This window comes from Streptomyces sirii (genome assembly GCF_045690365.1).
GTDB classification, from domain to species: domain Bacteria; phylum Actinomycetota; class Actinomycetes; order Streptomycetales; family Streptomycetaceae; genus Streptomyces; species Streptomyces sirii.
This window is the reverse complement of sequence record NZ_CP147982.1, coordinates 4,555,343-4,581,025: the sequence shown is the minus strand read 5'-3', so window position 1 is coordinate 4,581,025 and position 25,683 is coordinate 4,555,343. Positions and strand designations below refer to the sequence as shown.

24 protein-coding genes and 1 riboswitch are annotated in these 25,683 nt (G+C 71.9%); of the genes, 11 read left to right on the top strand and 13 right to left on the bottom strand.

What is annotated here, in order from left to right:
* Positions 1–4 precede the first annotated feature (4 nt).
* Positions 5–1,681, top strand: a complete 1,677-nt coding sequence (locus WAB15_RS20505; protein WP_407287123.1) for an alpha/beta hydrolase — start codon at positions 5–7, stop codon at positions 1,679–1,681.
* On the top strand, positions 1,678–2,268 hold the full coding sequence (locus WAB15_RS20500; RefSeq protein ID WP_407289371.1) for a hypothetical protein: 591 nt from the start codon (positions 1,678–1,680) through the stop codon (positions 2,266–2,268). Before WAB15_RS20505 ends, WAB15_RS20500 begins: the two co-directional genes overlap by 4 nt.
* A 45-nt stretch (positions 2,269–2,313) precedes the next feature.
* Here WAB15_RS20500 and WAB15_RS20495 read toward each other — a convergent pair whose 3' ends face one another.
* Genes WAB15_RS20495 through cobG form a run of 3 tightly spaced genes read right to left on the bottom strand, consistent with a single transcriptional unit; the run spans position 2,314 to position 5,857 of the window.
* Complete coding sequence (locus WAB15_RS20495; protein WP_399145960.1) at positions 2,314–3,858, bottom strand: precorrin-2 C(20)-methyltransferase; 1,545 nt, start codon at positions 3,856–3,858, stop codon at positions 2,314–2,316.
* 2 nt (positions 3,859–3,860) lie between these two features.
* Entirely contained in the window at positions 3,861–4,493 is a 633-nt protein-coding gene (locus tag WAB15_RS20490) for a precorrin-8X methylmutase (protein ID WP_399145961.1), read from the bottom strand.
* Positions 4,490–5,857 carry a precorrin-3B synthase gene (gene cobG, locus WAB15_RS20485; protein WP_407287122.1) on the bottom strand — a complete coding sequence of 456 codons (1,368 nt, stop codon included), beginning with the start codon at positions 5,855–5,857 and terminating at the stop codon, positions 4,490–4,492. The genes WAB15_RS20490 and cobG overlap by 4 nt, the downstream gene beginning before the upstream one ends.
* Before the next feature lie 162 nt (positions 5,858–6,019).
* Positions 6,020–6,173, top strand: a riboswitch (cobalamin riboswitch).
* Positions 6,174–6,208: 35 nt separating this feature from the next.
* Between cobG and cobN the strand changes: the two genes are divergently transcribed.
* Complete coding sequence (gene cobN, locus WAB15_RS20480) at positions 6,209–9,838, top strand: cobaltochelatase subunit CobN (protein WP_407287121.1); 3,630 nt, start codon at positions 6,209–6,211, stop codon at positions 9,836–9,838.
* 116 nt (positions 9,839–9,954) lie between these two features.
* On the opposite strand, the gene WAB15_RS20475 is transcribed toward cobN, so the two are convergent.
* A complete protein-coding gene (locus tag WAB15_RS20475) occupies positions 9,955–10,695 on the bottom strand; it encodes a DUF4097 family beta strand repeat-containing protein (protein ID WP_407287120.1) in 741 nt (246 codons plus the stop codon).
* Between the two features lie 231 nt (positions 10,696–10,926).
* On the opposite strand from WAB15_RS20475, the gene WAB15_RS20470 reads away from it, so the two are divergent.
* Entirely contained in the window at positions 10,927–11,184 is a 258-nt protein-coding gene (locus WAB15_RS20470; protein ID WP_399146096.1) for a DUF1876 domain-containing protein, read from the top strand.
* A gap of 197 nt (positions 11,185–11,381) precedes the next feature.
* Here the strand turns inward: WAB15_RS20470 and WAB15_RS20465 are convergent, their stop codons facing one another.
* The 4 genes from WAB15_RS20465 to WAB15_RS20450 form a co-directional block, all read right to left on the bottom strand.
* Complete coding sequence (locus WAB15_RS20465) at positions 11,382–12,713, bottom strand: LCP family protein (RefSeq protein WP_407289259.1); 1,332 nt, start codon at positions 12,711–12,713, stop codon at positions 11,382–11,384.
* Positions 12,714–13,091: 378 nt separating this feature from the next.
* Positions 13,092–13,340, bottom strand: coding sequence for a hypothetical protein (locus WAB15_RS20460; RefSeq protein WP_407287119.1), 249 nt, complete (start codon positions 13,338–13,340; stop codon positions 13,092–13,094).
* Positions 13,341–13,669: 329 nt separating this feature from the next.
* On the bottom strand, positions 13,670–14,635 hold the full coding sequence (locus WAB15_RS20455) for a M56 family metallopeptidase (protein WP_407287118.1): 966 nt from the start codon (positions 14,633–14,635) through the stop codon (positions 13,670–13,672).
* A gap of 2 nt (positions 14,636–14,637) precedes the next feature.
* Complete coding sequence (locus tag WAB15_RS20450; protein ID WP_407287117.1) at positions 14,638–15,141, bottom strand: BlaI/MecI/CopY family transcriptional regulator; 504 nt, start codon at positions 15,139–15,141, stop codon at positions 14,638–14,640.
* A gap of 198 nt (positions 15,142–15,339) precedes the next feature.
* On the opposite strand from WAB15_RS20450, the gene WAB15_RS20445 reads away from it, so the two are divergent.
* Complete coding sequence (locus WAB15_RS20445) at positions 15,340–15,915, top strand: TerD family protein (RefSeq protein ID WP_399145968.1); 576 nt, start codon at positions 15,340–15,342, stop codon at positions 15,913–15,915.
* A gap of 147 nt (positions 15,916–16,062) precedes the next feature.
* Here the strand turns inward: WAB15_RS20445 and WAB15_RS20440 are convergent, their stop codons facing one another.
* On the bottom strand, positions 16,063–16,518 hold the full coding sequence (locus WAB15_RS20440; RefSeq protein WP_399146098.1) for a tellurite resistance TerB family protein: 456 nt from the start codon (positions 16,516–16,518) through the stop codon (positions 16,063–16,065).
* 253 nt (positions 16,519–16,771) lie between these two features.
* Between WAB15_RS20440 and WAB15_RS20435 the strand changes: the two genes are divergently transcribed.
* From WAB15_RS20435 to WAB15_RS20420, 4 genes are all read left to right on the top strand, one after another.
* On the top strand, positions 16,772–16,999 hold the full coding sequence (locus WAB15_RS20435; RefSeq protein ID WP_399145969.1) for a hypothetical protein: 228 nt from the start codon (positions 16,772–16,774) through the stop codon (positions 16,997–16,999).
* The gene (locus tag WAB15_RS20430) at positions 16,996–17,982 is read left to right on the top strand and encodes an acyl-CoA desaturase (protein ID WP_407287116.1); all 987 of its coding nucleotides are present in this window, start codon (positions 16,996–16,998) and stop codon (positions 17,980–17,982) included. Before WAB15_RS20435 ends, WAB15_RS20430 begins: the two co-directional genes overlap by 4 nt.
* Positions 17,979–18,413 (top strand): DUF5994 family protein, encoded by a 435-nt coding sequence (locus WAB15_RS20425; RefSeq protein WP_407287115.1) that lies wholly within the window; start codon positions 17,979–17,981, stop codon positions 18,411–18,413. The genes WAB15_RS20430 and WAB15_RS20425 overlap by 4 nt, the downstream gene beginning before the upstream one ends.
* 425 nt (positions 18,414–18,838) lie before the next feature.
* Positions 18,839–19,363 carry a DUF6344 domain-containing protein gene (locus WAB15_RS20420; protein WP_407287114.1) on the top strand — a complete coding sequence of 175 codons (525 nt, stop codon included), beginning with the start codon at positions 18,839–18,841 and terminating at the stop codon, positions 19,361–19,363.
* A gap of 211 nt (positions 19,364–19,574) precedes the next feature.
* On the opposite strand, the gene WAB15_RS20415 is transcribed toward WAB15_RS20420, so the two are convergent.
* Genes WAB15_RS20415 through fabI form a run of 3 tightly spaced genes read right to left on the bottom strand, consistent with a single transcriptional unit; the run spans position 19,575 to position 22,399 of the window.
* Positions 19,575–21,083: a class I adenylate-forming enzyme family protein gene (locus WAB15_RS20415; protein WP_407287113.1), complete on the bottom strand. Its 1,509-nt coding sequence runs from the start codon at positions 21,081–21,083 to the stop codon at positions 19,575–19,577.
* Complete coding sequence (locus WAB15_RS20410) at positions 21,080–21,622, bottom strand: MaoC family dehydratase (protein WP_399145974.1); 543 nt, start codon at positions 21,620–21,622, stop codon at positions 21,080–21,082. The genes WAB15_RS20415 and WAB15_RS20410 overlap by 4 nt, the downstream gene beginning before the upstream one ends.
* 6 nt (positions 21,623–21,628) lie before the next feature.
* Entirely contained in the window at positions 21,629–22,399 is a 771-nt protein-coding gene (fabI, locus tag WAB15_RS20405; RefSeq protein ID WP_407287112.1) for an enoyl-ACP reductase FabI, read from the bottom strand.
* Between the two features lie 345 nt (positions 22,400–22,744).
* On the opposite strand from fabI, the gene WAB15_RS20400 reads away from it, so the two are divergent.
* Both WAB15_RS20400 and WAB15_RS20395 read left to right on the top strand, forming a co-directional pair.
* On the top strand, positions 22,745–22,999 hold the full coding sequence (locus tag WAB15_RS20400) for an acyl carrier protein (protein ID WP_399145976.1): 255 nt from the start codon (positions 22,745–22,747) through the stop codon (positions 22,997–22,999).
* Between the two features lie 682 nt (positions 23,000–23,681).
* Complete coding sequence (locus tag WAB15_RS20395) at positions 23,682–24,203, top strand: 4'-phosphopantetheinyl transferase superfamily protein (protein WP_399145977.1); 522 nt, start codon at positions 23,682–23,684, stop codon at positions 24,201–24,203.
* Between the two features lie 39 nt (positions 24,204–24,242).
* Here WAB15_RS20395 and WAB15_RS20390 read toward each other — a convergent pair whose 3' ends face one another.
* Positions 24,243–25,514, bottom strand: coding sequence for a helix-turn-helix domain-containing protein (locus WAB15_RS20390; protein WP_407287111.1), 1,272 nt, complete (start codon positions 25,512–25,514; stop codon positions 24,243–24,245).
* Between the last annotated feature and the right edge of the window lie 169 nt (positions 25,515–25,683).

Sequence of the window (25,683 nt, the reverse complement as noted above, 5' to 3'; positions counted from 1 at the left end):
CCCGATGAGTCTGACCGTGCGAGACCTTCAGAACCTCCGTTTTTCCGCATTGGAGAGCGCCAAAGATGAATGGGCGCAGATCGCCCATCGGCTCGGCGGCTACACCGACCGCGCGGACGTCCATATGCGCCGGCCATTGGCTCATGCTTGGTCGGGCGAGGCCGCAATTGCCGCGCAGAAGCGCATGCGCAGGCTGAGCGATAATTTTCAGTTCGCCGGCGAGGAATGCGCTCTGATCCAGACGACGCTCGACGGGCTCATCACCGAACTCCGGGCGCAACAGAAGGCGCTTCATCAGGCAATGGACGAAGCCATCCGGCGGGGGTATCGGGTGGCTCCGATCGGTGAGGTCATGTACGCCGATGAGGGGGACATACCCACCGGAGACCCGGACGCGGGAGTGCCTGAGAAGGAGCGGGAGCGGCAAACTCTTGAGGAGCACATATTTGACGCCCTGCGGAGTGCAGTGGAGATAGACGGCCGTTATGGAGCCGCCTTCGCGAGGCTCCGGGTCGGCCGAGGGCTTGCCGTGAATGGCCTGGAGTCGCAGCGGGACTCCTCGGACATCTCCAAGATTGCGGGAGTGGCCGTCGGGCTCGATTCTGCCCCCACGAAGGGAACTGACCCGAAAAAGGTCCGGGACTGGTGGAACGGTCTGAGCAAGGAGGAGCAGGAGGAACAGATGGCGCTGAACCCGAGCGTCATCGGAAACCTCAACGGAGTCCCGGCGAAGACTCGCGACAAGGCTAATCGCGTCAACCTCGACCGATTGATCGCTATGTACCCGCCGGGCACACCTATGTCACCGACTGTTCAGCGGCAACGGCAGGGCTTCGAGATGATCAGAGCCCGCCTGGAGCGCGACACCGGAAAGGAACCGGAACCGCTTCTGCTCGGCATCGGGCCGGAGGGGCAGGGGAGGGCAATTCTGTCGTATGGAGATCCCGATACTGCGGACAACGTCGCGGCGTACGTTCCTGGGCTCAATACTCAGCTCAAGGATGTCGCAGACGAAGACGGGGATCGCGCCAAGAATGTGTGGGATTCGGCGCAGTATGCTGACAGGCAGCAGAAAACAGCCTCAATTGTCTGGCTTGGATATGACGCTCCGCAAGGGGGGCCGGACAGGCTCTCTGAGACCGACCTTTCGGTTGCTGACCGGGAGCGGGGCGAGAAGGGCGGGGCAGCCTTCGGGCAGTTCCTAGATGGCATCCAGGCCACTCATCAAGGTGAACGGCCACATGTGACGGCCATTGGGCACAGCTATGGTTCGTTCACGGTGGGGCAGGCTGCCCAGCGTGAGGGCGGAATCCCTGCGGACGACATCGTCCTCGTAGGCAGTCCCGGCACCGGAGCCCAGAAGGCTGAGCAGCTTGGCGTGGGTGCAGACCACGTGTGGGTGGGTGCGGCAGAGAATGACCCGGTTACACATGCTCCATCGCCGTACGAACTCGGCCCCGGCGCCGCCATTGCGCATCTCATGGATCCGCACGAGCTGCATTTCGGCCAGGATCCAGCCAGCAAGGAGTTTGGTGGTCAGCGATTCGGAGTCGCAGACGGGGACCTTGCGGGCTCTCATTCCAGTTACTTCGACGGTGAAGAGGGTGGCGACTCCCTCAATAATATGGGTGCGATTGTGGCCGGACACCCGGAACAGGTTTCCCATCAGGGGAGGCGATGAAGGCGATGAGGCGATGGAAATTTCCCCGGGTGGTCGCCAGCGTGATGCTTGCGTCCGGCTGCCTTGGTGGCTGTTCGGTCTTCGGGGGGGATGATCACGAGCGAGCCAACGTGAAACAGGCCGTCAAGCGGATCGACGCTGTTCTGGATGATACCTTCAAGGCAATACGCCCCAGGATCAAATGGCGCGAGGGTCCTGCCCACATATCGGCGCACAGGAATTCCTTCACGAATACGGCGAATGGTGAAGTGGGCGTTGACCGGAAACGCTATGTGCGCACCAAGGTGTCAAAGGCGAAGCTTGCCGAGCTGATCAAGGCCGTCTATAAGCACTGGTCGGCGGCTGGGTATGAGATCGGTGAAATGAATCCCCGAGGGCCGTCGTTTTCCGCCACGGCCTCAGACGGTTGCGTTGTTCATTTCAGCGTGGGTGGCTACGGCAATATTTCCGTCAGCGCCAGTGTGGATGTCTCATCTGACGCGGTCAGCGGTGACATTTGGGGAGAAGAAGGCGACAAATTTCCCAAGGCGCCCAATGGGGGACCGGACTACGCGCCGGACGTGCGTGACCCCTACTGGTCCAAGTGACGTCGTGTGGCCCCTGCCCATCACAGGGGCGGGGCCACAACCCGGCTACTCCTCCGGGTACCTCCGCGGTGTCCACACCACGTCCTCGTCCCGGCCGTCATCCCGGCGCACCACCTCTGTCTGCGATGAGCCGACGATGAGGAGGGTGCGCATATCGACCTGGTTCGGGTCCAGATCCGTCAGGGCGACGGTGCGGACCGACTCCTCGGGGCCGCCGATGTCGCGGGCGAGGATGACCGGGGTGTCCGGGGCGCGGTGTTCCAGGAGGAGTTCGCGGGCCTTGGCGACCTGCCAGGTGCGGCTGCGGGAGCCGGGGTTGTAGAGGGCGAGGGCCAGGTCGGCACCCGCGGCGGCGCGGAGGCGGGCGGCGATGACCTCCCAGGGCTTGAGGCGGTCGGAGAGCGAGATGACCGCGTAGTCGTGGCCGAGCGGGGCGCCGGCGCGGGCGGCGGCCGCGTTGGCGGCGGTGACGCCGGGCAGGACGCGTACCGGCACGGAGCGGTAGGGGTCCTGGGAGGCGACTTCGAGGACTGCGGTGGCCATGGCGAAGACGCCCGGGTCGCCGCCGGAGACCACGGCCACCCGCCGGCCGCGGCGGGCCAGATCGAGGGCGAGTTCGGCGCGTTCGGACTCGACCTTGTTGTCGGAGCCGTGGCGGCGCTGGCCGGGACGTACCGGGACGCGGTCGAGGTAGGTGGTGTAGCCGACGAGGTCCTGCGCGGCGGCGAGGGCGCCGCGGGACTCCGGGGTGAGCCAGAGCGGGCCGGCCGGGCCGGTGCCGACGACCACGACCTCACCGGGACCGGACGGCTCGGCGGCGGGGTCCGGCGCCGCCTCGGGGGCCTGGTAGGACTGCTCCGCGACGCGGCTGGCGACGACCGAGACGGAGAAGTAGGGGACGGTGTCGGAGTCGATGTCGGCCAGTTTGTCCGTGCGTTCGCCGGACATGGTGGCGCGCTCGACGTAGTGGGCCTCGGCGAGGCGGCCGGCACGTTCCATCGCCCGGCGGACGGTGGGGAAGGTGCGGCCCAGCTTCATCACGACCGCGGTGTCGGTCGAGGCGAGGCGGGCCGTCAGCTCCTCCTCCGGGAGCGTGCCGGGCAGGATCGTCAGGACCTCGTCGGCCTCGGCGAGCGGCTTGCCCAGGCGGGCCGCGGCGGCGCTGATCGAGGTGACCCCGGGGATCACCTCCGTCGGGTAACGGTGCGCCAGCCGCTTGTGCATGTGCTGGTAGGAGCCGTAGAAGAGCGGGTCGCCCTCGGAGATGACGGCGACCGTGCGGCCGGCGTCGAGGTGGACGGCGAGGCGGGCCGCGGCCTCCTCGTAGAACTCGTCGAGCGCGCCGCGGTAGCCGCCGGGGTGGTCGGTGGACTCGGTGGTGACCGGGTAGACCAGCGCCTCCTCGATGTGGTCGGCGCGCAGGTGCTCGGCGGCTATCGCGCGCGCGATGGACCGTCCGTGCCGGGCGCTGTGGTACGCGATGACGTCGGCCGCGGCGATGACCTGGACGGCACGCACGGTCATCAGGGACGGGTCACCGGGGCCGAGGCCCACGCCGTAGAGGCGACCGGTCAGCTGCTGCTCGCTCACTCTTACTCTTCCTCGCTTGCCAGGGCGTTGATCGCGGCCGCGGCCATGGCGCTGCCGCCCCGGCGTCCGCGCACCACGATGTGGTCCAGCTTCGACGGGTGGGCGATCAGCGCGTCCTTGGACTCCGCCGCGCCGATGAAGCCGACGGGTATGCCGAGGACGGCGGCAGGGCGGGGTGCCCCCTCCTCGATCATCTCCAGCAGCCGGAAGAGCGCGGTGGGCGCGTTGCCGACGGCCACCACGGCGCCCTCCATGCGGTCACGCCACAGCTCCAGCGCGGCGGCGCTGCGGGTGGTGCCCATCCGGGCGGCCAGCTCCGGCACCGACGGGTCGGCGAGCGTGCACAGCACCTCGTTGTCGGCCGGCAGCCGCTTGCGGGTGACGCCGCTGGCGACCATGTTGGCGTCGCACAGGATCGGCGCACCGGCGCGCAGCGCCTTGCGGGCGTTGGCCACCACCTCGGGGGTGAACGCCAGATCGCGTACGAGGTCGACCATGCCGCAGGCGTGGATCATCCGGACCGCCACCCGACTGACGTCGGCGGGCAGCCCGGCGAGGTCCGCCTCGGCGCGGATCGTGGCGAAGGACTGGCGGTAGATCGCCGCACCGTCCTTCTCGTAGTCGAAGGCGGTCACTGTGGCCTCGTTTCTTGTGTTGCTGGTGGTGCATCCGGCCGTACGACCGATATCTGGTAGCCGTCGGCCGTTGCCAGGACGTCGACCCAGGTGCCGTGAGGGTGGCCGCAGCGGCGCTCGCAGCCGGACCAGTGGACGGGCGCGCCGCCCGCCCAGGCGGCCGGGGCCGGGCCGCCGTCCGGCGTCCGCGCGCCCGCGGCGACCGCGGCCGCGGCGTCCGCGCGGACGTCCGTAAGGGACTTGGCGCAGCCGGGGCGGCCGGTGCACGCGCCGAGGCGGTGCCAGGGAGAGGACGGGTCGGTGACCAGGCCGGCGGCGGACAGCTCGGCCGACCGGGCGGCGGCCGCGGCGGCCGGCAGACCGGGCAGGACGATTCCGCGCCAGGGCGTCAGGCGCAGTGCACCGGAGCCGTCCTGGGCGGCGATGGCGGTGAGCAGGCGCCACTGGGCGGTGCTCAGCCGGCCCAGCGGAGCCAGCACGCACAGGGCCCGGCGGCCGTCGGCGCCCTCGACCACCCCCGGGGTGGAGGAGTCCGGGAACTCCTCGGCGTGCGCGGTCACCGAGCGCAGAGCCCCTGCCCCGTCCGTCACATGCTCCGCCGTGATGCCCGCCGCTCGTAGCCGCTCGGCGACGTGCCGGGCCGTCAGCGTGTGCTCGTCCGGCAGTTCGCGGATCCGCCAGGCGCCGCTACCGCTCGCCGCGGCGGTGTCCAGGAACGTCAGGGCGGCGGTGAGCGCGGCGCGCGGTGCGTCCGGGCCGGCGATCCGCAGCGCCGCCGGATCGTCACCGACCCGCAGCAGCGCGGTGCCACCGGCGCCGGAGCCGGTCCGCCCGGCCACCGTGGAGGGTTCTGCGACCAAGCTCACATCCCCGCCCAGCGCCGCCACATCGCCCCGTCCGTCGTCCAGGACGAAGAGGAAACGGCCGGACAGCGCGGTCGCCGACCGGCTCGCGCAGAGCGAAGAGTCCAGGTCACGGGCCCACAACCGCACGTCAGCAGGGGTGTGCCGGTCCAGCCCGGCCAGCGGGGAGGCGAGGATGTTGCGGATGCGTTCGTGGTGTTCGGAGGGGAGCAGACCGGCGTCGCGCAGCAGAGCGGCGAGCGGGCCGCCGCAGTCCTCGGCAAGGCCGCGCAGTTCCACGTTCCCCCGGGACGTCAGGGAGAGCCGGCCGTCCCCGAGAGTGTCCGCGGCGTCGGCCAACGCCTCGGCCTGACGTACCGTCAAGTCACCTGCGACTACCCGCACTCGGGCCAGTCGCCCGTCGGCCGCCGGGTGCAGCCGCAGCGCCCCCGGGCAGGCGTCACCGCGGTCCCGTAGGGGCGGTTCGGACCCCAGGGGCCGGATCGAGGGGGAGGGCGGCATGGCGGCGAGCATACCCACGACGCCGGGCGGCCGATCCGGGGCGGATCCGGCCACGGACCGGTCGCCGACCGGCCACCTACGCGGCCGCGGACCCGGCCCGGGCGGAGCGGAGCGGTCCGCGGCGGTCGGCCCCAGGGCCCGCTTACCTTGGCCGTCCGCAGCCCTTACTATGCAGGTCGGTGGGTCGGCTGGCCCACCGGACGCCAGCGACGGCGCCCAAGGGAGGAAGCCCGGTGAGAATCCGGCGCGGTCCCGCCACTGTGAACCCGGCCGGCGCCGGGTGAGCCAGGAACTCCCGCCGTCCATACGACCACCCGGGGCGCGGACACCCCGAGGAAGGCCTGCGCTCGCATGCTTCTGCTGCTGTCGACCTCCGACACCGACCTGCTCAGCGCCCGCGCGGCCACGGGCCCGGTGCCGTACCGTCTCGCCAACCCCGCCCGCCTCGACGTGGCCGAGCTGCCCGCGCTGCTGGAGGGCACCGACCTCGTCGTCGTACGCCTCCTCGGCGGCATCCGCGCCTGGCAGGAGGGGCTGGACCTGCTGCTCGCCGAGGACCAGCACCGGCCGGTCGTCGTGCTCACCGGTGAACAGGCCCCCGACGCCCAGCTCATGGAGCAGTCCACGGTCCCCGTCGGCATCGCGGCCGAGGCGCACGCCTACCTCGCGCACGGCGGCCCCGCCAACCTCGACCAGCTCGCCCGATTCCTCTCCGACACCGTCCTGCTGACCGGCCACGGCTTCGAGCCGCCGGCGCCCGCGCCCACCTGGGGCCCCCTCGACCGGGAGAGCCGCAACGACAGCGGCCCGCTGGTCGCCGTGCTCTACTACCGCGCTCACCACATGAGCGGCAACACCGCCTTCGTGCGGACCCTGTGCGAGCAGATCGAGGCGGCCGGCGGCCGCGCCCGCCCGCTCTTCGTCGCCTCGCTGCGCGCACCCGAGGCGGAGCTGATCGACGCCCTCCGCCCGGCCGACGCGATCGTCACCACCGTCCTGGCCGCCGGCGGCACCAAGCCCGCCGAGGCCTCCGCCGGCGGCGACGACGAGTCCTGGGACGCGGGCGCGCTCGCCGCGCTCGACGTGCCGATCCTCCAGGCCCTGTGCCTGACCGGATCGCGCAGCGCCTGGGAGGAGAACGACGAGGGGCTGTCCCCCCTGGACGCCGCCAGCCAGATCGCCGTCCCCGAGTTCGACGGGCGTCTGATCACCGTCCCGTTCTCCTTCAAGGAGGTCGACGAGGACGGTCTGCCGGTGTACGTCGCCGACCCCGAGCGCGCCGCCCGCGTCGCCGGCATCGCCGTACGCCACGCCCGGCTGCGCCACATCCCGGCCGGCGACAAGCGCCTGGCGCTGGTGCTCTCCGCCTACCCGACCAAGCACTCCCGCATCGGCAACGCCGTCGGCCTGGACACCCCGGCCAGCGCGGTCGCTCTGCTGCGCCGCCTCCGGGCGGAGGGCTACGACTTCGGCGACGAGACCGCCGAGCCCGTCCCCGGTCTGGAGTCCGGCGACGGCGACGAGCTGATCTACGCCCTCATCGAGGCCGGCGGCCACGACCAGGAGTGGCTCACCGAGGAGCAGCTGTCCCGCAACCCGGTCCGCATCCCGGCCGCGGACTACCGGCGCTGGTACGCCACGCTGCCGCAGGAGCTGCGCGACGCCGTCGAGGAGCACTGGGGGCCGGCGCCGGGCGAGATGTTCCTCGACCGCAGCCACACGGGCGAGCCGGGCCGCGACCCCGACGGCGACATCGTCCTGGCCGCCCTGCGCCGCGGCAATCTCCTGATCCTCATCCAGCCGCCGCGCGGCTTCGGCGAGAACCCGATCGCGATCTACCACGACCCCGATCTGCCCCCCTCGCACCACTACTTGGCGGCCTACCGCTGGATCGCGGCCTCCCAGGAGGACGGCGGCTTCGGCGCCGACGCCATGGTCCACCTGGGCAAGCACGGCAACCTGGAGTGGCTGCCCGGCAAGAACGCGGGACTGTCCGCCGCCTGCGGCCCGGACGCCGCGCTCGGCGACCTCCCGCTCGTCTACCCCTTCCTGGTCAACGACCCGGGCGAGGGCACCCAGGCCAAGCGCCGGGTCCACGCCACCCTCGTCGACCATCTCGTCCCGCCGATGGCCCGCGCCGAGTCCTACGGCGACATCGCGCGCCTGGAGCAGCTGCTCGACGAGTACGCGGCGATCTCCTCCATGGACCCGGCCAAGCTGCCCGCGATCCGCTCCCAGATCTGGACGCTGATCCAGGCCGCCAAGCTCGACCACGACCTGGGGATGGACGAACGCCCCGACGACGAGGGCTTCGACGACTTCCTGCTGCATGTCGACGGCTGGCTGTGCGAGGTCAAGGACGCCCAGATCCGCGACGGTCTGCACGTCCTGGGCGGCGCGCCCGCCGGGGAGGCCCGCGTCAATCTCGTGCTCGCCATCCTGCGGGCCCGGCAGATCTGGGGCGGCACACAGGCCCTGCCCGGCCTGCGCGAGGCGCTCGGCCTCGACGAGTCCGCCGCGACCCGTACGACCGCCGACGAGGCCGAGGAGACGGCCCGCGCCCTGGTCCAGGCGATGGAGGACGCGGACTGGGACCCGGCCGCGGTGGCCCGCATCGCCGATGGCCACCCGGACGCGGTCGCCGACATCCTCGACTTCGCCGCCCGCCAGGTCGTGCCGCGCCTCGCCGCCACCACCGACGAGATCGACCACGCCGTCCACGCGCTCAGCGGCGGCTTCGTCCCGGCCGGACCCTCCGGCTCCCCGCTGCGCGGGCTGGTCAACGTCCTGCCGACGGGCCGCAACTTCTACTCCGTCGACCCCAAGGCCGTCCCTTCCCGGCTCGCCTGGGAGACCGGCCAGGCACTCGCCGACTCCCTCCTGACGCGCTACCGCACCGACAACGGCGAATGGCCGCAGTCCGTCGGCCTCTCCCTCTGGGGCACCAGCGCGATGCGCACCAGCGGCGACGACGTGGCCGAGGCCCTCGCGCTGCTGGGCATCCGCCCCGTCTGGGACGACGCCTCGCGCCGCGTCACGGGCCTGGAGCCGATCGCGCTCACCGAGCTGGGCCGCCCCCGTATCGACGTCACCCTGCGCATCTCGGGCTTCTTCCGGGACGCCTTCCCGCACGTCATCGGCCTGCTGGACGACGCCGTACGGCTGGCCGCCTCCCTCGACGAGCCCGCCTCCGAGAACTTCGTACGGGCCCACGCCCAGGCGGACCTCGCCACGCACGGCGACGAACGCCGCGCCACCACCCGGATCTTCGGCTCCCGCCCCGGGACCTACGGCGCGGGCCTGCTCCAGCTGATCGACTCCCGCGACTGGCGCACGGACGCCGACCTCGCCGAGGTCTACACCGTGTGGGGCGGCTACGCCTACGGCCGCGGGCTGGAAGGCCGGCCGGCCCGGGACGAGATGGAGACCGCCTACAAGCGCATCGCGGTCGCGGCCAAGAACACCGACACCCGCGAACACGACATCGCCGACTCCGACGACTACTTCCAGTACCACGGAGGCATGGTCGCCACCGTCAAGGCACTCAAGGGCAAGGCCCCCGAGGCGTACATCGGCGACTCCACCCGGCCCGAGACGGTCCGCACCCGCACCCTCGTCGAGGAGACCTCCCGGGTCTTCCGCGCCCGGGTGGTCAACCCCCGCTGGATCGAGGCGATGCGCCGCCACGGCTACAAGGGCGCCTTCGAACTCGCCGCGACCGTGGACTACTTGTTCGGCTACGACGCCACCACGGGCGTGGTCGCCGACTGGATGTACGACAAGCTCGCCCAGACCTACGTCCTGGACCCCGAGAACCGCGCCTTCCTCCAGGAGGCCAACCCCTGGGCCCTGCACGGCATCGCCGAACGCCTCCTGGAGGCCGAGTCCCGCGGTATGTGGGAGAAGCCGGACGCCGAGACACTGGCGGCCCTGCGCGAGGCCTTCCTGGAGACGGAAGGGGAGCTGGAGGGCGAGGACTGAGCACCGGCGGCCCGTACGGCGGTGGCGACGGAGGGGGCCGGGCGGACGCGCCGGCCCCTGCCGGGTGCGCGCCCGGCGGGCGGGCCCTGCCGGTCGGGCCCGGGCCGCCCCGCTGACTAGCCGGCCTGGGCCGGCTCCGCGGTGATGTCCCCGTTGCTGGTGATCAGGTCCAGCCGGTACCGCGCCGCCGGGTCGCTCGCCACGTTGATGTCCTTGTCGCCGCTGCTGGTCTGTGCGGATATTCGGTAGGGGCCCTTGGGCACCTTCACCGTGACGGAGCCGTTGGAAGTCTTCGCCCGGATGTTCTGCGCGGTGGCGGGGGACAGCTCGATGCTCCCGTTGGAGGTCTCGGCGTCGATGCGCTTGCCCGACATGCCGCGGCCGGTGATCTGGCCGTTGGAGGTCCGTACGTCGACCGCGCCGGTGACGCCGTCCAGCTCGACCTCTCCGGAGCTGGTGGTCACCTCCACCGCGCCCACCTTGCTCAGGCTCACCGAGCCGTTCGAGGTCTCCCCGCTCACCGGGATGCCCGCCGGCACCTCGACGGTGTAGTCCACCGAGCACTCGTCGCCGCAGTCGCCGAGCACCAGGACGCCGTCCTCGACGCGGTACGTCTTACCCTCGGGCCGGTCGCCGTGGTAGGTGACGGCGCGGTGCACCGACACCGCGCCCCCGCCCTTGCCGCCGTGCACCGTGAGCCCGCCGGAGTCGCCGTCTATCCGGATGGCGGTGATCTTCTTCGACACCGTGGCGTCGTCCTTGAAGGTCTTGCTCGGCAGCAGTCCGCAGGCGCCGACGCCCCATGCCCCGACGCAGACCGTCGCGACGGTCCCGATGACGCGGACGCGCTTGCTCATGAAGTCCCCCGGTGTGCTGGAAAGTTGCTGAGGTAAGCGGCCCGGTCCCCACTCCGGCGCCACGAACCTCAGGCTAGGTCGCCCGCCGCGTCCCCCACCATGGGGAAAACCCCACACCTGAGGTGCGGTGATCCCCAGGTGCGGCCCGTCGGCGGTGGTGCGACGATTTTGTTGGGGGCAGGTCCTGTGCTGCGTATGGGGCGTATGAGGAGGCTTCCAGTGACCACGAAGATGTGGGATGCCGAGATCACCATCATCGAGACCGACAGCGAGGTCAGGGCCGAGGCCAGGCTGCGCGGCAAGGAAGGCGGACAGATGGTCGGCCAGGGGACGGCTCGCTGCAACCCCGCCGATGAGAACGTCCCGGCCATCGGGGACGAGTTGGCGGTGGCCCGGGCGATGTCGGACCTCAGCCATCAGCTGGTGCAGCGGGCCGCGCACGACATCGAGGTGCACACGGCCCGGCCGGTGGAGCACCTGCGGGTCTGACGTGGAGCAGCTGCGGGTCTGACGGCGTACGCCCTGCGCCTGCGGTGCCTTGGAGCTGGCCTGACCTGCCCTGTGTGCGTATGGCATGACGTGCCGGCCGGTGCGGACACAGGGCCCTTCGGCATGCGCGGCGACGGCAGTGCCGCACGGCGGGCAATGCCGCCGCACGGCACTGCCCGCCGCACTGCCTTGCGCGCCTACCCGCCGAACTTCGCCGCGAAGTCCGGCCCGATCGTGAGCGTCACCGCGCCCGGTGCCGCGCCGGCCGACTCGGTCGCCTTGGCGCCGGACAGGTGGGCGGCGAGCACCTCGCTCTGGACCTTGAGTCCGGCGGGGTAGGTGAGGGCGGTCTTGTCGGTCGCCGGGGCGTTGCCCGTGGCGATCACCGTGAAGCCGAGCTTGCGCAGCTGCTCGGCGGCGGAGGCGGCCTGGCCGGGGGTGCCGGTGCCGTTGAGGACGCGGACCTGCACGGAGTGCGCGGTGACGGGGTTCTTGGCGGCCTCGGCGAGCTTCTTCTTGCCGGCGGCGCCGATTTCGCGGTCATGGGCGAGGTCGCTGAACAGCTGGCTGGCCTGCGGGTACTGCCAGACCACATTGGCCTTGTCGGTGGGGACGTCGGCCTCGCGGTAGTAGTTGGGCACGGTCACGAAGGTGAGGCGGTCGCTGGGGATGTCCTTGACCGTCGAGGCGAGGTCGGTGAGCGCGTCGATGCCGTCCAGATCCCTGTCGGTGGTCACGGACTTGGTCGCGGAGTCGAGGAAGTCGTAGAGAGACCCGGGGCTGGTCAGCTTCTCCTGCGCCTTTTTGCCCAGCGCCTTCATGAACTCCTGCTGGCGGCCGATGCGGCCCAGGTCGGAGCCGTCACCGACGCTGTAGCGGGTACGCACGTACCCGAGCGCCTTCTCGTCCCGTACGGTCTGGCAGCCCGCCTCCAGGTCGAGGTGGGCCTTCTTGTCATGGATGGCGTGCTTGGGGCAGACCTCTATGCCGTCCAGGGCATTGACCATGCCCTTGAAGCCCTGGAAGTCGATCGAGGCGAAGTTGTCGATGCGCAGTCCGGTGTTCTGCTCGACGGTCTTGATGGTGCAGGCCGCCGCCTTGGAGATGTCGCCGCCGTCGCCGCCGATCGAGAACGCCTCGTTGATCTTGAAGTGGTGTGGGGACGACTTCGTGCCGTTGCCGCGGGTGCAGGCGGGGATCTGCACCCAGGAGTCGCGGGGGAAGGACAGCGCGGTGGCCCACTCGTGGTCGGCGGAGATGTGCAGCACCATCAGCGTGTCCGACTGCATGGTGGTCAGATCCCTGCCGTACTTGGCGTTGGCGCCCGCGCGGCTGTCGGAGCCGACAAGCAGGATGTTCTTGGAGCCGGGGCTGAGGTTGGTCGGCCGCTTGCCGTCGACGCTGATGTCCGCGCCGCGGATGTTGCCGTCCAGCTGGATATAGGCCCAGACGCCGACACCCGCCGCGCCGAGCAGCAGGACGCCGAGCACGCCGCCGGTCCAGGCGACGATGCGCCCGCGGCGGGTCATCCGCACCTTGCCGGTGCCGCCCGCCCGCCGGGACCTGCCGGCCGCGCGGGAGGAACCGTCGGCCGTGCGGGAGGAGCCGTCGCGCCTGCGGCGGGACGTGCCACCGCCCGCCCGGGAGCCGTCGCCGCGGGTGCGTGAGTCATCGTCGCGGGTGCGCGACTCGTCGCCGGTACGCAACGAGTCGGGTGCGCCGCCGCCCCGTCGGGCCGTCTTCTGGTGCGTCTGCCTGTCATGCACGCCGATGGCCCTTCTGGTCCTTCTGTTGCTGGTGATGCGAGCGGTGCTGGTAGTGCGAGTAGTGCTGTGCGGGGGACGGCACGGTTTCACGTGAAACCGCGCCCGCGGTCGGCCTCAGCGGTAACCGGCGGAGGCGGCCGGTCAGATGCCGGTACTGGGCAGGAGCCGGATGGAGTCGGGGTCGTAGCGATACCACTGCGGACCCGTGCCGCCGGGAAGCGTGCGCAGCCGACACCACAGTTCTCCCGCATCGTCGGTCCACCAGGCGCTGATCCGGCCCAATTCCCATGTGTCGTCCGGGTATTGGACCTCCACGGGCTGATAGACCCATCGCACCTCCGCCTCTGGAGGCGGGCAGTCCCAGCTCAGGAGTCCGCACCTCGTCGCCATCTCCCCCTCCGGACGCGCCTGTTGCGCATATGTCCGCGCAACTCTACCGGCGCGTCTACAAGGTTGTAGAAGTTGCCGGTTATGCGACCGCTCACAGCGGTCTGCGGGCGGGTCCCGGTGAGGGCCAGGGATCAGTGTGCCGCTAGAGCGGGCCGGCTGCTCCGGGAACGGCGAACCGGGCGCACTCTGGCGTGTCCGGTCCGGTCCGCCGACCATGCGCGGGTGAACGCACCGGTTGCCGCATCGGCGACCGGACCACCGACGGACCACGGACCGAGACAACCACCGCATCGCCGACCGGACCACCGATCACCCCGCGGCCCGGGGCGTCAGAGCGGCGTCGCCGCCTTGAGGACGAGGAACAGTGCCACCGCCGCGTTGAGCGCGGAGAGCGCGGAGGCGGCCGTGCCCGCGGCGGCTATCAACGCCGCCAGGCCCGCCGGGGTCAGCGCCGGCGGCCAGTGCCGGGCCGGCGGCACGGGCCCGAGCAGCGCCGCCACCCGGCGCGGCACCGGCCCCGGCGCGGGCGCCGCGAAGTGGGCCAGTTCCGGAGCCGGCCCGGGGCGCGAGACCAGCGCGGCCCGGCCCACGGCGCGCGCGGTCAGCCGCCGGTCGCCGACCACCCGCGCCGCCTCCTCGTCCGCCCAGCGCTCGGTGGCGAAGGCGACCGCGGAGCGCAGCGGCAGCAGCAGCGGATTGACGCAGCCGGCCAGGCGTACGGCGAGCAGATATCGGTGGTGGTGGCAGCGCAGATGCGCCCGCTCATGGGCGAACAGGGCGCGCCGCTCATCGCCGTCCAGGCTGCGCAGCATGCCGCGGGAGACCGCGATCCGGCCGGGCCTGGCGGGGCGGCCCGGGCGGCCCGGGGTGCCGGGCACGGCGTAGGCGTACGGATCGTCGTCGGGCAGCACCGCGGGGTCGGCGCCGGCCGGCAGGACGTCCAGCGCGCGGTGCGTACGGGCCCGGATCCGGCGGTGCCGGCGCAGTGCGGCGGCGCAGACGGCGAGCGCGGCGGCCAGCAGCGGGATCGCGGCGGCGCCGGCCACCTCGGCGTACGGGACCGCGGCCCGCACCTCGGGGTCCGACCAGCCGTCGGGCAGCGGATTGCCGGGCAGCTGGGCGGTGCCGACGACCATCAGCAGCGCCAGGCACAGGGTGCTGCACACGCCCAGGACGGTGGCGAGCAGCGTCAGCAGGCGGGTGGTGACGCGCGGGTGGAGGTGCTGCTCCGCGAGCCGGGCGATCGGCAGCGCGGTGAGCGGCAGGACGAGCGGCAGGAACACGAAGACGCCCACCGTCAGCCTCCGCGCGCTTCGTCCGAGGGGTGGTGCCGGGCGGGGGTCGCGGGGGCTTCCGCGGCCGTGGCCGTGGCGTCGGCCGGGTCGCCGTCACCGTCGTCGTCGCCGGTCGTGGCGCGGTCGAGGAGGGCGCGCAGCAACTGCTCGTCGTGTGCCGAGAGCGCGGAGACGAAGCTGGTCAGTACGGCATCGCGGTCCGGTTCGCCGTCCAGGACGCGGCGCATCCGCAGCGCGGCGAGCCCGGCCTCGTCGGCGGCCGGAGTCCACAGATAGGCGCGGCCGGACCGCTCGCGGGTGACGGCCTGCTTGGCGTGCAGCCGGGACAGGATCGTCATCACCGTCGTGTACGCGAGGTCGCCGCCGAGCCGCTCCTGCACCCAGGCGGCGGAGGCCGGACCCGGTGCGTGGTGCAGCGCGGCCAGCACCTGGGCCTCCAGCTCGCCCTGTCCGCGCCGGCGGGCACCCCCAGCGCCGGGCGCCTTCCCGAAGGGCTTGCCGCCCATGCCGTCGCCTCCCATCACGCCGGGTGTCCCGCTGGCCGGGACATCGGGGCATTTTACGGCGTGGCCGGTCGCCGAGTGGCTGGATCCGGGCGCTCGGACACCGGCCTGTCGCCCGGCGCCGCAGACTCGGCCCCTCTACTTCTACACTCCTGTAGATTTTGGCCGATCCCGGAACGCAGGCAACACCTGGAGGAAGCCATGGGAGTCTCGCTGGCCAAGGGCGGCAACGTCTCTTTGTCGAAGGAAGCGCCCGGACTGACCGCGGTCACGGTCGGCCTCGGCTGGGACGTACGGACGACGACGGGCGCCGACTACGACCTGGACGCCAGCGCGCTGCTGTGCACCGAGGCGGGCAAGGTCGCCTCGGACGCGCACTTCGTCTTCTACAACAACCTCACCAGCCCCGACGGCTCGGTGGAGCACACCGGCGACAACCTGACCGGTGAGGGCGAGGGGGACGACGAGTCCCTCAACGTCGCCCTGTCGGCCGTGCCCGCCGACATCGCGAAGATCGTCTTCCCGGTGTCGATCCACGACGCGGAGAGCCGGGGGCAGAGTTTCGGCCAGGTCCGCAACGCCTTCATCCGCGTCGTCAACCAGGCGGACGGGGCCGAGCTGGCCCGCTACGACCTGAGCGAGGACGCCTCGACCGAGACCGCGATGGTCTTCGGCGAGCTCTACCGGCACGGTGCGGAGTGGAAGTTCCGCGCGGTGGGCCAGGGGTACGCGTCCGGTCTGGCGGGCATCGCCGCGGACTTCGGCGTCAACGTCTGAGCGTCGGCGCCCGAGCGTCCCGCCCGGGTGGGAGAGGAGCGGTCGCCGCTGGGCGCCGCACCTCTCCCGCCCTCCCTGGGGGCCGGTCCCGCTTCCGCCCGCCCGGAGGCCGTACGGCGCGCGTGCTCGGGAACCGGACCGCGCGGGTCAGAGATCGAACTCGGCCGGCGCGATGCCCAGCGCGAAGCACACCTCGCGCACCAGCGCCTGCTCCGTCTTGTCGAAGTCCCCGTCGGCGCCGCCGATGACGATGCCGATCTGGATGACGGCGCGCGCCTCGGTCGGCTTCTTCTTCACCTTGCCGACCTCCTGGAGCACGCTGACCTTGCCGAAGTCGAAGTCGGCGGTCAGCTTGTCGAGGTAGCCGTCGAAGCGGCGCTGCAGATCGTCCGCGGCGAAGTTCTGCAGCACCTCGTTGGTCGCGATGAGCTGGGCGACCCGCCGGCGCTCGGCCGGGTCGACGGTGCCGTCGGCGGCGGCCACCAGGGCGCACATCGCCATGCTCGCGTCCCGGAAGGCGCCGCTCTTGAGGTCGTTCTTCCTGGCGACGAGCTGGGTCTGCATCGTCTGGGCGGAATCCTTGATCCGGTCCCACAGCGCCATGAGGGTCTCCTCCATGTGTGAAGCGATGGTCACGCGTGATGGTCATGCGTAAGTAAAATCTACAGTCTTGTAGAAGTTGCTGCGCCGCGGCCCCCGGCGTGGGGTGCATCGGGAGCCCGCGGGGTATCACCACCCATAAGGGGATGTACCGGGCTCCCGAGGGGTACCTTGGAGGCAAACCGGCACACCGAACGGCACCCAGGGACGCCCTGGACGCCCAGGGACCACCCAGGGATTCGGTGAGGTGAGCACGATGCAGACTCTGTTGACCGTGGTCGTGCTGCTGGCGCTGGTCGCGCTGGGGGCGCTGTTCATCGCCCGGGTCAATGCCCAGCAGGCCGGACGGATGGCCACCCACCGGTACGCGGACTGGAAGCAGTCGGTGCGGCATCGGCGGCACAAGCGGCCGCGGGGTGGCGGCCGCGCCGGACCCCGGGTGGCCGGCCCACCGCCCTCCGGTAAGGCGGGTAACGACCTGTGACCTGGACCGCCCGCACCTTCCCGTCGGCGCGGGACTACGACGGGACCTCGCCGTTCCCCGACAGCGGCGCGGACCCTCCGCCGAGCGGCGGCCGGCGGATGTACGTCACGGTCACCGGCATCATCGTCGTCGCCCCCTTCGTCGGCCTGGGCGTCGCCATCCCCCTGCTGTGGGGCAGCGTCGTCCACCTCACCGATCTCGTCCTGCTGGCCGTCTTCTACGTCGTCTCCGGCCTGGGCGTCACCATCGGCTTCCACCGCGGTCTGACCCACGGCAGCTACACCGCCGCCCCCGCGTTGCGCATCGCGCTCGCCATCGCCGGCTCGCTCAGCTTCCAGGGCGATGTCATCGACTGGGTCGCCACCCACCGCCGCCACCACGCCTACACCGACCGCCCCGGCGATCCGCACTCCCCCTACCGCTACGGCACCAGCCTGCGCGGCCAGCTGCGCGGACTCGTCCACTCCCATATCGGCTGGCTCTTCGGCAACGACCCCACCTCGCACCGGCGCTTCGCGCCCGATCTGCTCGCCGACCGCGGTATCCGCGCCGTGGACCGGGCCTTCCCCGCGCTGTGCCTGCTCACCCTCGGGCTGCCGTTCGCGCTGGGCTTCGCGCTCGGCGGCAGCTGGGTCACCGCGCTGACCGCCCTGCTGTGGGCGGGGTTCATCCGGATCGCGCTGCTGCACCACGTCACCTGGAGCGTCAACTCGCTCTGCCATGTCATCGGTGAGCGACCGTTCCGCACCCGGCGCCACGACCGGGCGACCAACCTGTGGCCGCTGGCCCTGCTGTCGTTCGGCGAGAGCTGGCACAACCTGCACCACGCCGATCCGACCTGCGCCCGGCACGGCGTCGACCGCGGTCAGATCGATGTGTCGGCAGCCTTCATCCGGCTCTTCGAACGCCTCGGCTGGGTCTGGGACGTGCGCTGGCCCGACCCCGCCCGGGTCGCCGCCCGTCGCATCAGGAGCACCGCATGACCACCGACTCCGGGAGCCCTGCCCACTCGGCGCACCCCGGGCACCACGCCCCACCGCTCGTCGCCCGCCTGACCATCGCGCCGCACGTCGCCACGGTGCGGCACATCGACGGTGTCTGGTGGCCGCACTCCACCGACCTGCTGGCCGAACTCCCCGAGCTGCTGACCGCGTTGCCCTTCGACTGGCCGCGGATCACCCACGCCACGGTGAACGGCGCGGCCTGGCCCGCCCTGCCCACCCACACCCTCGTCGACGGCCATGTCGTCCGCCTCCGCAGGACCACCGGCCGCCCCGGCCCGGACACCATCTGCCTGGTCTCCCCCGGCCACGGCCGCTGGGACCTACTGATCATCCCGCCCGACACCCCCGAACCCGAGGCCGTCCGCATCATGGCCGAGATGGCCCGCACGGGGGAGCCGGCACCGGCCTGAGCCGGGAGACCCGCCGCCATATCCCAGGAGTCCGCCGTGCGCATCCGCGGCGCTTCGTCCCGTGTGCGCGAAGAGGCCGCGACCGGTCGCCCGAGCGGCCGCCGACCCGCCGCCGACCTGCTGTCCGAGGGCTGCGGCTACTGCGTACGGGTGGTGTTCATCCGAAGAACGCCGATCCGGGGGCGTCGGTCCGCGAATCCTCCCATTGCGTACTCATCATAAGAAAACGCAACAGAAGCGGCGCAACGTAAGCGATACGGGCGGAGCTCCGCAACTGCAGCGACGCAGGAGAAGTACGCGCACCACGAAGCACACGCACGACGAAGTACCCGCACCACGAAGTACCCGCACCACGAAGACACGCACAACAAAGAAGTAGCGGCAACGGATCTCACGGGGAGATCCAGATCGAAAGCGAGGGGACCATGGCTGCGACCAAGGTCATGAAGTTCTGGGCGGTGTGCCTGGCGATGCTCGGCAAGCTGCTGGCGTCACTGGGCGTCTCCGCGGCGGCGTCGGCGGCGCGCCGGGAAGCCGCGCTGTACGAGCGGACCCTGGGCGACGAGAACGGGGGCTCCGACACCCCGGGTGACGAGACGCCCAAGGCGGTGCACCGCGTCGAGCCGGACCAGGACCCGGGAACGGGTGCCCGCAAGGTGCCTGCCGCCAGAGCCGTGCCCACCGTGCCCGGACCGCGCGCCGTACCGGGGCTCGGCCACACCTCGTCCAGCCTGCCGATGTTCGCCCGGCCGGAGCTGCCGCCGACGATCAAGCAGCGGATCAGCGCCGAGGCACACGGAGCCTCGCCCGGCCTGCGCAGCCGCTGCATCCGCGGCATGGAGCAGCTGCCTGCCGCCACGGCCGACGCCGCGCTGCACGCCGACATGGACGCGCGCTCCGCGGTCATCCCGGCGGCCCGTCGTCATACGCACATCAGCCGCAGCGTCTGAGCCGGTCAGCGGCGGTTCTTGAGGCATGCCCGCCGGCCGAAGCAGGCCCGGACACACAGCCGGCACAGCGCCGGCACAGCGCCGGTCGCAGAACCGGCACAGCCCCGGTGACGGCTCCGAGATGTTTCACGTGAAACCCCCGCAGAGCCGGTCACGGTCACGTAGCAGCAGATCCCCACAGACCTGAACGACCCCCACAGCGCCCGGAGTTCTAGCGGCCGCCCCCCTGCCGGGGCACCGGTTCCGGACCCACTCCCAGCTCCAGCCCCAGCTGAGCACGCAACGCGCGCGTGTCCGGCTTGTCGTTGGCCGTGAGCGGGAAGTGGCCCACGACATGAACAGCGTTGGGCTGTTCGTACTCCGCGAGGTGCTCGGCGAGCCGCCGGCGCCAGGTCAGCGGAGCCTCGCCCTCGGGGTCCGCGACGACGAAGTGCAGTGCGCTGCCGCGGCGTTGGTCCGCGACCGCCAGCACCTTGACCGGGCGCCCGCAGGCCTCGGCACGACGCTCCAGGCTCTCGGGGTAGAGCGTGAAGCCCAGCCGGTGCACGGCCTGATTGCGGCCCACCACCCGTACGATGCCGTCGGCGTCGACGCTGCCCAGATCCGCCGTCGGGTACCAGGCGTCCGGATCGACGGGTGTGAGCGAGCCGTCCTCCTGGAGGTAGCCGGCCATCAGCCCGGGGGAGCGCACCTCGATGACGCCCAGCTCGCCGGGGTCGGCAGCGGTGCCGTCGGGGCGCAGCACGCGCAGCCGCACGCCGGGCAGCGGACGCCCGCAGCCGTGCGGTGCGTCGGGGGTGGCCAGTGCGACGTTGCCGAGTTCCGTCAGGCCGTAGCCGTCCAGCAACGGGCGGCCCATTGTCGTGCGGAAGGACTCCGCCAGCGGGGCGGGCAGCGGTGCCCCGCCCACGCCCCAGACGCGGACGCCCGCGAGCCCGGCGCGCACCTCGGGCCGGCGCCGCACCACGCCCAGGAGCGAGTGGTAGGTCGACGGCGCGGCGTCCACGGCGGTGGCGCCGTGCGCGGCGGCCTGGGTGACGGCCGCGTCGAGCCGCTGGTAGGGCGTGACCAGCAGGGTGCAGCGGGCCAGCCACCACAGCAGGATGACGGAGAGGCCGTACTGGTGGGAGAAGGGCAGCAGCGGGGCGAGGACGTCGTCCGCGCGGTAGCCCATGGCCTGGATGGTGCGCAGCGAGTTGTCGAGGACCGCGTGGCCGGGTTTGACGATGCCCTTGGGACGGCCGGTGGTGCCCGAGGACCACAGGACGAGGGCGTCGGGGCGGCGGAACCAGGGCGTCAGATCGACCTCGGACGGGGGCGGCGGCGGGGCGTCGGCGGCCAGTCCGGGGTAGTGGATGACGCGGCGGTCGGGGATACCGGGGAATCCGGTGGCGTGGTCGGCGGCGGTGACCAGCCAGCGGGCGCGGGCCTGGCGGGCGGCCGCGGTGGCGTCGGCGGCGGAGAGCCGGTGGTCGACCGGGATGAGCGAGGTGTCCAGCCGCATCAGGGCCAGCAGCGTCACGACGTAGTCGATGCTGTTGTCGCCCTGGACCAGGATCCGGTCGCCGGTGCGGACACCGAGGCGGGCGAGGGCGTGGGCGGTGGTCTGCACCCGACGGGTGAGCGCCGGTCCGTCGAGCCGGCCGGTGCCGCCGAGCGCGGGCGCGGTGCCGTCGACGAGCCGGGCGGCGGCGACCGGAGGGGCGATGGTGTCGGTCATGGGTGCTCCGATCCCGTGGGGTCGAGGGGGTGCCGGGCACGGGGCCGCCTGCTGCCCGGCCGGGGCTGAGCGGGAGGCGGACCGGGGGCGACGCGGCACAGCAGTGCGGAGGTGGTGGTGGCCACCCACAGTCCGGCCGCGTCATGGAACTCGCAGTCCAGAGTCAGTAGTTCGCAGCCCGCGACGGCGCTGGCCTCGGTGAGGCGGACGGTGGCGTGGAGGGTGTCCCCGGCGTGTGCGGGACGGGCGTGGCGCAACGACTGGGAGCGGTGCACGGCGCCGTCGAGGCTGGTGATCTGGGGCCGGGCGCTGAGCAGGGCGTCCTCGGCGCGTGCGGCGAGGGTGACGAGGTAGGTCGGCGGGGCGATGGTGTCCGGGTGGCCGAGGGCGCGGGCGGCGGCCGGGTCGGTGTACGCGGGGTGGGGGTCGCCGAGCGCGGCGGCGAAGGCGGCGATCCGCTCCCGGTCGATGGTGTACGGGCCGCAGCGCAAGCCGGTGGGCGGTGTGGGGGCGGAGGTGCGCGGGGGCGCGGGCGTCATCGGCCGTCAGCCGCCGATCATGTGGCGGCCGCCGTCCGCGTGCACGATCTCGCCGGTGGTGGCGGGTAACCAGTCCGACAGCAGGGCCACACAGGTACGGGCGACCGGGCTCGCGTCCTCGGGGTCCCAGCCCAGTGGCGCGCGGGTCGCCCAGCTCTTCTCGAAGGACGGTCCGTCGCCGCCTATGCCCCGTGCGGCCAGGGTGCGCAGCGGTCCGGCCGCGACGAGGTTGGCCCGTATGCCCTGTCCGCCGAGGTCCCGCGCCAGATAGCGCGAGCAGGCCTCAAGTCCCGCCTTGGCGACGCCCATCCAGTCGTAGCCCGGCCAGGCGCGGGAGGCGTCGAAGTCCACACCGACGACCGAGGCGCCGGGGCGCAGCAGCGGCCGGCAGGCCATGGTGAGTGCCACCAGGGAGTAGGTCGAGGTGTGCAGCGCGGCGGACACCTCGTGCCACGGCGCGGTCAGGAAGCCGCCGTCCAGACAGGCCGCGGGGGCGTTGGCGACGGAGTGCAGCACACCGTCGATCCCGTCGAGGTGGGCGCCGACCCGGTCGGCGAGCGTGGCGAGTTGCGCCTCGTCGGTGACGTCCAGTTCCACGACGGGGGGCTCCTCCGGGAGCCGCCGGGCGAGCCGGGCCACCAGACTCGGCCGCCCGTACGCGGTGAGGACGATCTTGGCGCCCTGTTCCTGAGCGAGCCGTGCCACCGCGTAGGCGATGGAGCGTTCGGTGATCACACCGGTGACAACCAGCCGCTTTCCGTCGAGCAGACCGCCCATGCGGTTCCTCCGTCTGACTCGTCATCGACTCCAGAGTCACTGAAGATAACTCAGAAGTATTGTCTTGGCATGGTCTTGATAGGTCGTCATTGACAACCTATCGGACCTCCAGTTGACTGGAACTGTCAAGTGCAGTCAAAGGAATGACTCTGATGTCACGCCTTCCGGCCGGTGGTGTAGGCGCAGGCCTCGAACCCGCGCCGGTCCGCACTCGACCGCGCCGGGCCGCACAGGCTCCGGCCGCCCCGGCCGCCGTGCGCCGCACATCCTCACTACCCCGTGCGACCCCCGGGCCCCGCGGCCGACCGGTGACGCACTCCCCCATTCCGCAGAGAGGTGACCGCCGTGACCATCCCGACCCGCGAGGACATCGTTGCCCAACTCGCCGAGATCCTGCACGAGGTGGCCGGTGTCCTGCCGGCCGATGTGACCGAGGAGAAGTCCCTGGTCGAGGAGTTGGACGTGGACTCCCTGGCGATGGCGGAGGTCATCGTCGTCGCCGAGGAGCGATTCGGGATCGCATTGCCCGAAGAGGAGATGAAGGACATGCGTAGAGTTTTGGACATAGTGCTACGAGTCGAGAAGCAGCTGGCGTCCTGATCCCGGCGGCGCCGCGTACACGCCCGGTACCCGATCGGCGCGCTCCTGCCGGGCCGTCCGTCCGGCAGGAGCGCCATTGCCCACGGCGCATGAATAAAAGTCAGTTGCCCCGTTCTCCCTTGGTGCAACGGCGGCCACCCGCCGATCACCCCTCGGAAAGGCCGCAGTTCACCCGGCGCTCCCGTCGCCGTGTACCGGAGAACGCGGCGCCCCGACGAGGGCTCGGCCTGGCGAAATCTGGTAATGCCCGACAGTAAACCGAAGTTGATTTCCGGTCGTCGCTTGTTGACGCAGGCATAGACCAGGGTTACCTTGAGGATCTCCGGAGGGAAAACCAAATCGACTCACTGCACTGCTTTCCCGGATACGACGGTCCGCGGAAAGGAGACATGGTGCGAGGGGATCTATGCGGGGGGACCAGTCTTTCCATGGCGTGCATTCACTCAACCATGAGACCGGCCGCGACGGCGGCAGCGCAAACGGCGGCAGCGGTCGCGCCGACGGCCCGCACGGCACGGCCAACTCGCCCGACTGGTACGGAAGTTGGGACCCGTCCCGCTCCCCCGAATTAGCCGACGGCGGTTTACATATCTTCTCGCCCACGACCGGCGATATTCGAGAGAACGACTGTTTGGCGGCCTTTCTCGGGCGATTACTGCATTGTTCCCCACTTGATATTCCGGTGATCCGGGACGGCTTCGGCCGGCCGGCGTTCGCCGAACCGCCCGACGGCACCGGCTGGCCCCCGGGCGCCCGCCTTTGTCTCGGCGTCACCACCGACCCCGGACGGCAACTCCTCGCCCTGATGCGGGACCTCCCGGTGGCCCTGTCCGTGCACACCGTTCCGCCCGGTCCCGTCCGCGAACTGCTGCTCCCCTTCACCGCGTTGGAGCGCCGGCACATCCAGGAGGTGCCCGCGGACCGGCGGGCGCACCGGCTGGCCCAGCTGTGGACCCGTAAGGAAGCGGCTCTGCGACTGACCGGTCCGGGCGGGCTGGCCACCGTCGACGAGATCGACGCGCTGAGCGAGGCGCGGGACGGCAAGGTCGTGATCCCGGCGTCCCGCGCGCACCCCGGCGGCGTCGCCTACGTCCACGATCTGCCCGCCGGCCCGCAGACGGTGGCCTGCGCGGCCACCACTGCCCCCGCACCCGGCGTGCGCATGTGGCAGCCCGACTCCCCTGAGGCGCGGCCGAAGACGTGACGCCGTACGCCGGCCGCCCGGCTCCCGCCAGGACACGCCCTACGGCATCAGCACCGCATGCGGATCCGGCCCCTCGCCCGTACGGCCGCCGGCGCTCAGCTCGCGCCAGCTCTCCAGCGCCAGCCGGAAGGCGCCGGCCTGCTCGTACCCCTCGGCGGCCTGCTTGAAGTCGGCCTCCGCGGCCTCCTCGGAGCGGTCCGCGCGATGCGCGCGGGCCAGATGGAGCAGGCAGCGGGCGCGGTCCAGGGGCGGGAGTTCACCGGCGCCTAGGTCGATCGAGGCGGCGTGCCCGGCGGCCGCCAGGGCGTCGTCGTGGCGCAGCGCCGCGGCCGTCTCCAGCAGGGCCAGCCAGGTCCCGCCGGACGGGCTGTCGATCAGCGCGGCGGCCTGCCGGGCCCGCGTCATCAGGGCGTCCGCCTCGTCGTCCGGACCCGCCGCGAGCGCCAGCAGCGTACGGGCCCGGGCCAGCCGCAGCCGGAGCCGTACGCCGTCCGTCGCGGCCAGCTGCCGCTCCGCCTCGGCGAGCAGCTCCAGCGCTCGGTCCGCGTGCCCGCCCAGATACCGCGCACCGGCCACCGCCCACAGGGCGCTCGCCCGCAGTTCCCCGGCCGGCAGCGGCGCGATCTCCTCGCTCAGCTCCGCCCCGAGCTGCTCGGCGCGGTTCCACTCCCCGCTGTCGACGGACGCGGACAGCAGTGCCACCTTGGCCTGCGCCCGCTCCGGCCGGCCGGACTCCAGCTCGCCGGTGACCCGCACCGCCTCCTCCGCCAGGCGCACCCCGTCCGAGAGGCGGCCGGCGCAGCGCAGCAATTGGGAGAGTTCGACGGCGACCCGGGCCTGCAGCACGGGGGCGGAGCGGGTGAGCGGGTCGTCGAGCAGCCGGCGCAGGGCGGCCTCATGGCGCTCCGGTTCGTCGAGCCGGCCCAGGACCGTGGCCAGCTCCCAGTGCGCCTCCCAGCGCACCTCGTCCTGGTCGGCGCCGGCCTGCTCCACCACCGACTCCAGCTGGCGCCGCGCCGCGGGCCAGTCGCCGGCCAGCGCACTGGCGCGGGCGGCCACCAACTGGCCCACCAGGCCCAGGCGCTGGGCGAGCCGGTCCCCGACATCCTCGGTGGCGCTGAGCGCCTCGACCGTCGTGCCGAGACGTTCGGCGATGGACCGGGCGATCTTGGCGCTCGGGATTCTGCGGCCGTTCTCGACCAGCGAGACGTAGCTGGGGGAGAGATCGTCCCCGGCGAGGTCCCCCTGGGACAGACCCTGAGCGCGCCGGACCTCCCGCACTCGCTTCCCGAAAGCAGGCTGCTCAATCACCAAGAAAAACGCTCGCAGTTGAGTTGGGGGGACGGACAGTGACGTCTGCGGACGGCCCCGTACGGATGGAGCCAGATGACGGGGAGTCTACTCATCGCGTGCCCGCGCGGGGGTGTTCCGAGGGCGACCTTCCCCCGGTCGAGGAGTCACTTTTTGTCATGTTCGGAGG

Excerpts from the sequence above, each read along its gene's own strand:
- WAB15_RS20445 (WP_399145968.1), top strand. The coding sequence starts at position 15,340 with ATGGGAGTCTCGCTGGCCAAGGGCGGCAACGTCTCTTTGTCGAAGGAA.
- WAB15_RS20415 (WP_407287113.1), bottom strand. The coding sequence starts at position 21,083 with ATGACCGACACCATCGCCCCTCCGGTCGCCGCCGCCCGGCTCGTCGAC.
- WAB15_RS20470 (WP_399146096.1), top strand. The coding sequence starts at position 10,927 with ATGTGGGATGCCGAGATCACCATCATCGAGACCGACAGCGAGGTCAGG.
- WAB15_RS20465 (WP_407289259.1), bottom strand. The coding sequence starts at position 12,713 with ATGACCCGCCGCGGGCGCATCGTCGCCTGGACCGGCGGCGTGCTCGGC.
- WAB15_RS20500 (WP_407289371.1), top strand. The coding sequence starts at position 1,678 with ATGAAGGCGATGAGGCGATGGAAATTTCCCCGGGTGGTCGCCAGCGTG.
- cobN (WP_407287121.1), top strand. The coding sequence starts at position 6,209 with ATGCTTCTGCTGCTGTCGACCTCCGACACCGACCTGCTCAGCGCCCGC.
- WAB15_RS20450 (WP_407287117.1), bottom strand. The coding sequence starts at position 15,141 with ATGGGCGGCAAGCCCTTCGGGAAGGCGCCCGGCGCTGGGGGTGCCCGC.
- WAB15_RS20505 (WP_407287123.1), top strand. The coding sequence starts at position 5 with ATGAGTCTGACCGTGCGAGACCTTCAGAACCTCCGTTTTTCCGCATTG.
- WAB15_RS20425 (WP_407287115.1), top strand. The coding sequence starts at position 17,979 with ATGACCACCGACTCCGGGAGCCCTGCCCACTCGGCGCACCCCGGGCAC.
- WAB15_RS20460 (WP_407287119.1), bottom strand. The coding sequence starts at position 13,340 with ATGGCGACGAGGTGCGGACTCCTGAGCTGGGACTGCCCGCCTCCAGAG.
- WAB15_RS20410 (WP_399145974.1), bottom strand. The coding sequence starts at position 21,622 with ATGACGCCCGCGCCCCCGCGCACCTCCGCCCCCACACCGCCCACCGGC.
- WAB15_RS20420 (WP_407287114.1), top strand. The coding sequence starts at position 18,839 with ATGGCTGCGACCAAGGTCATGAAGTTCTGGGCGGTGTGCCTGGCGATG.
- fabI (WP_407287112.1), bottom strand. The coding sequence starts at position 22,399 with ATGGGCGGTCTGCTCGACGGAAAGCGGCTGGTTGTCACCGGTGTGATC.
- cobG (WP_407287122.1), bottom strand. The coding sequence starts at position 5,857 with ATGCCGCCCTCCCCCTCGATCCGGCCCCTGGGGTCCGAACCGCCCCTA.
- WAB15_RS20435 (WP_399145969.1), top strand. The coding sequence starts at position 16,772 with ATGCAGACTCTGTTGACCGTGGTCGTGCTGCTGGCGCTGGTCGCGCTG.
- WAB15_RS20440 (WP_399146098.1), bottom strand. The coding sequence starts at position 16,518 with ATGGCGCTGTGGGACCGGATCAAGGATTCCGCCCAGACGATGCAGACC.
- WAB15_RS20475 (WP_407287120.1), bottom strand. The coding sequence starts at position 10,695 with ATGAGCAAGCGCGTCCGCGTCATCGGGACCGTCGCGACGGTCTGCGTC.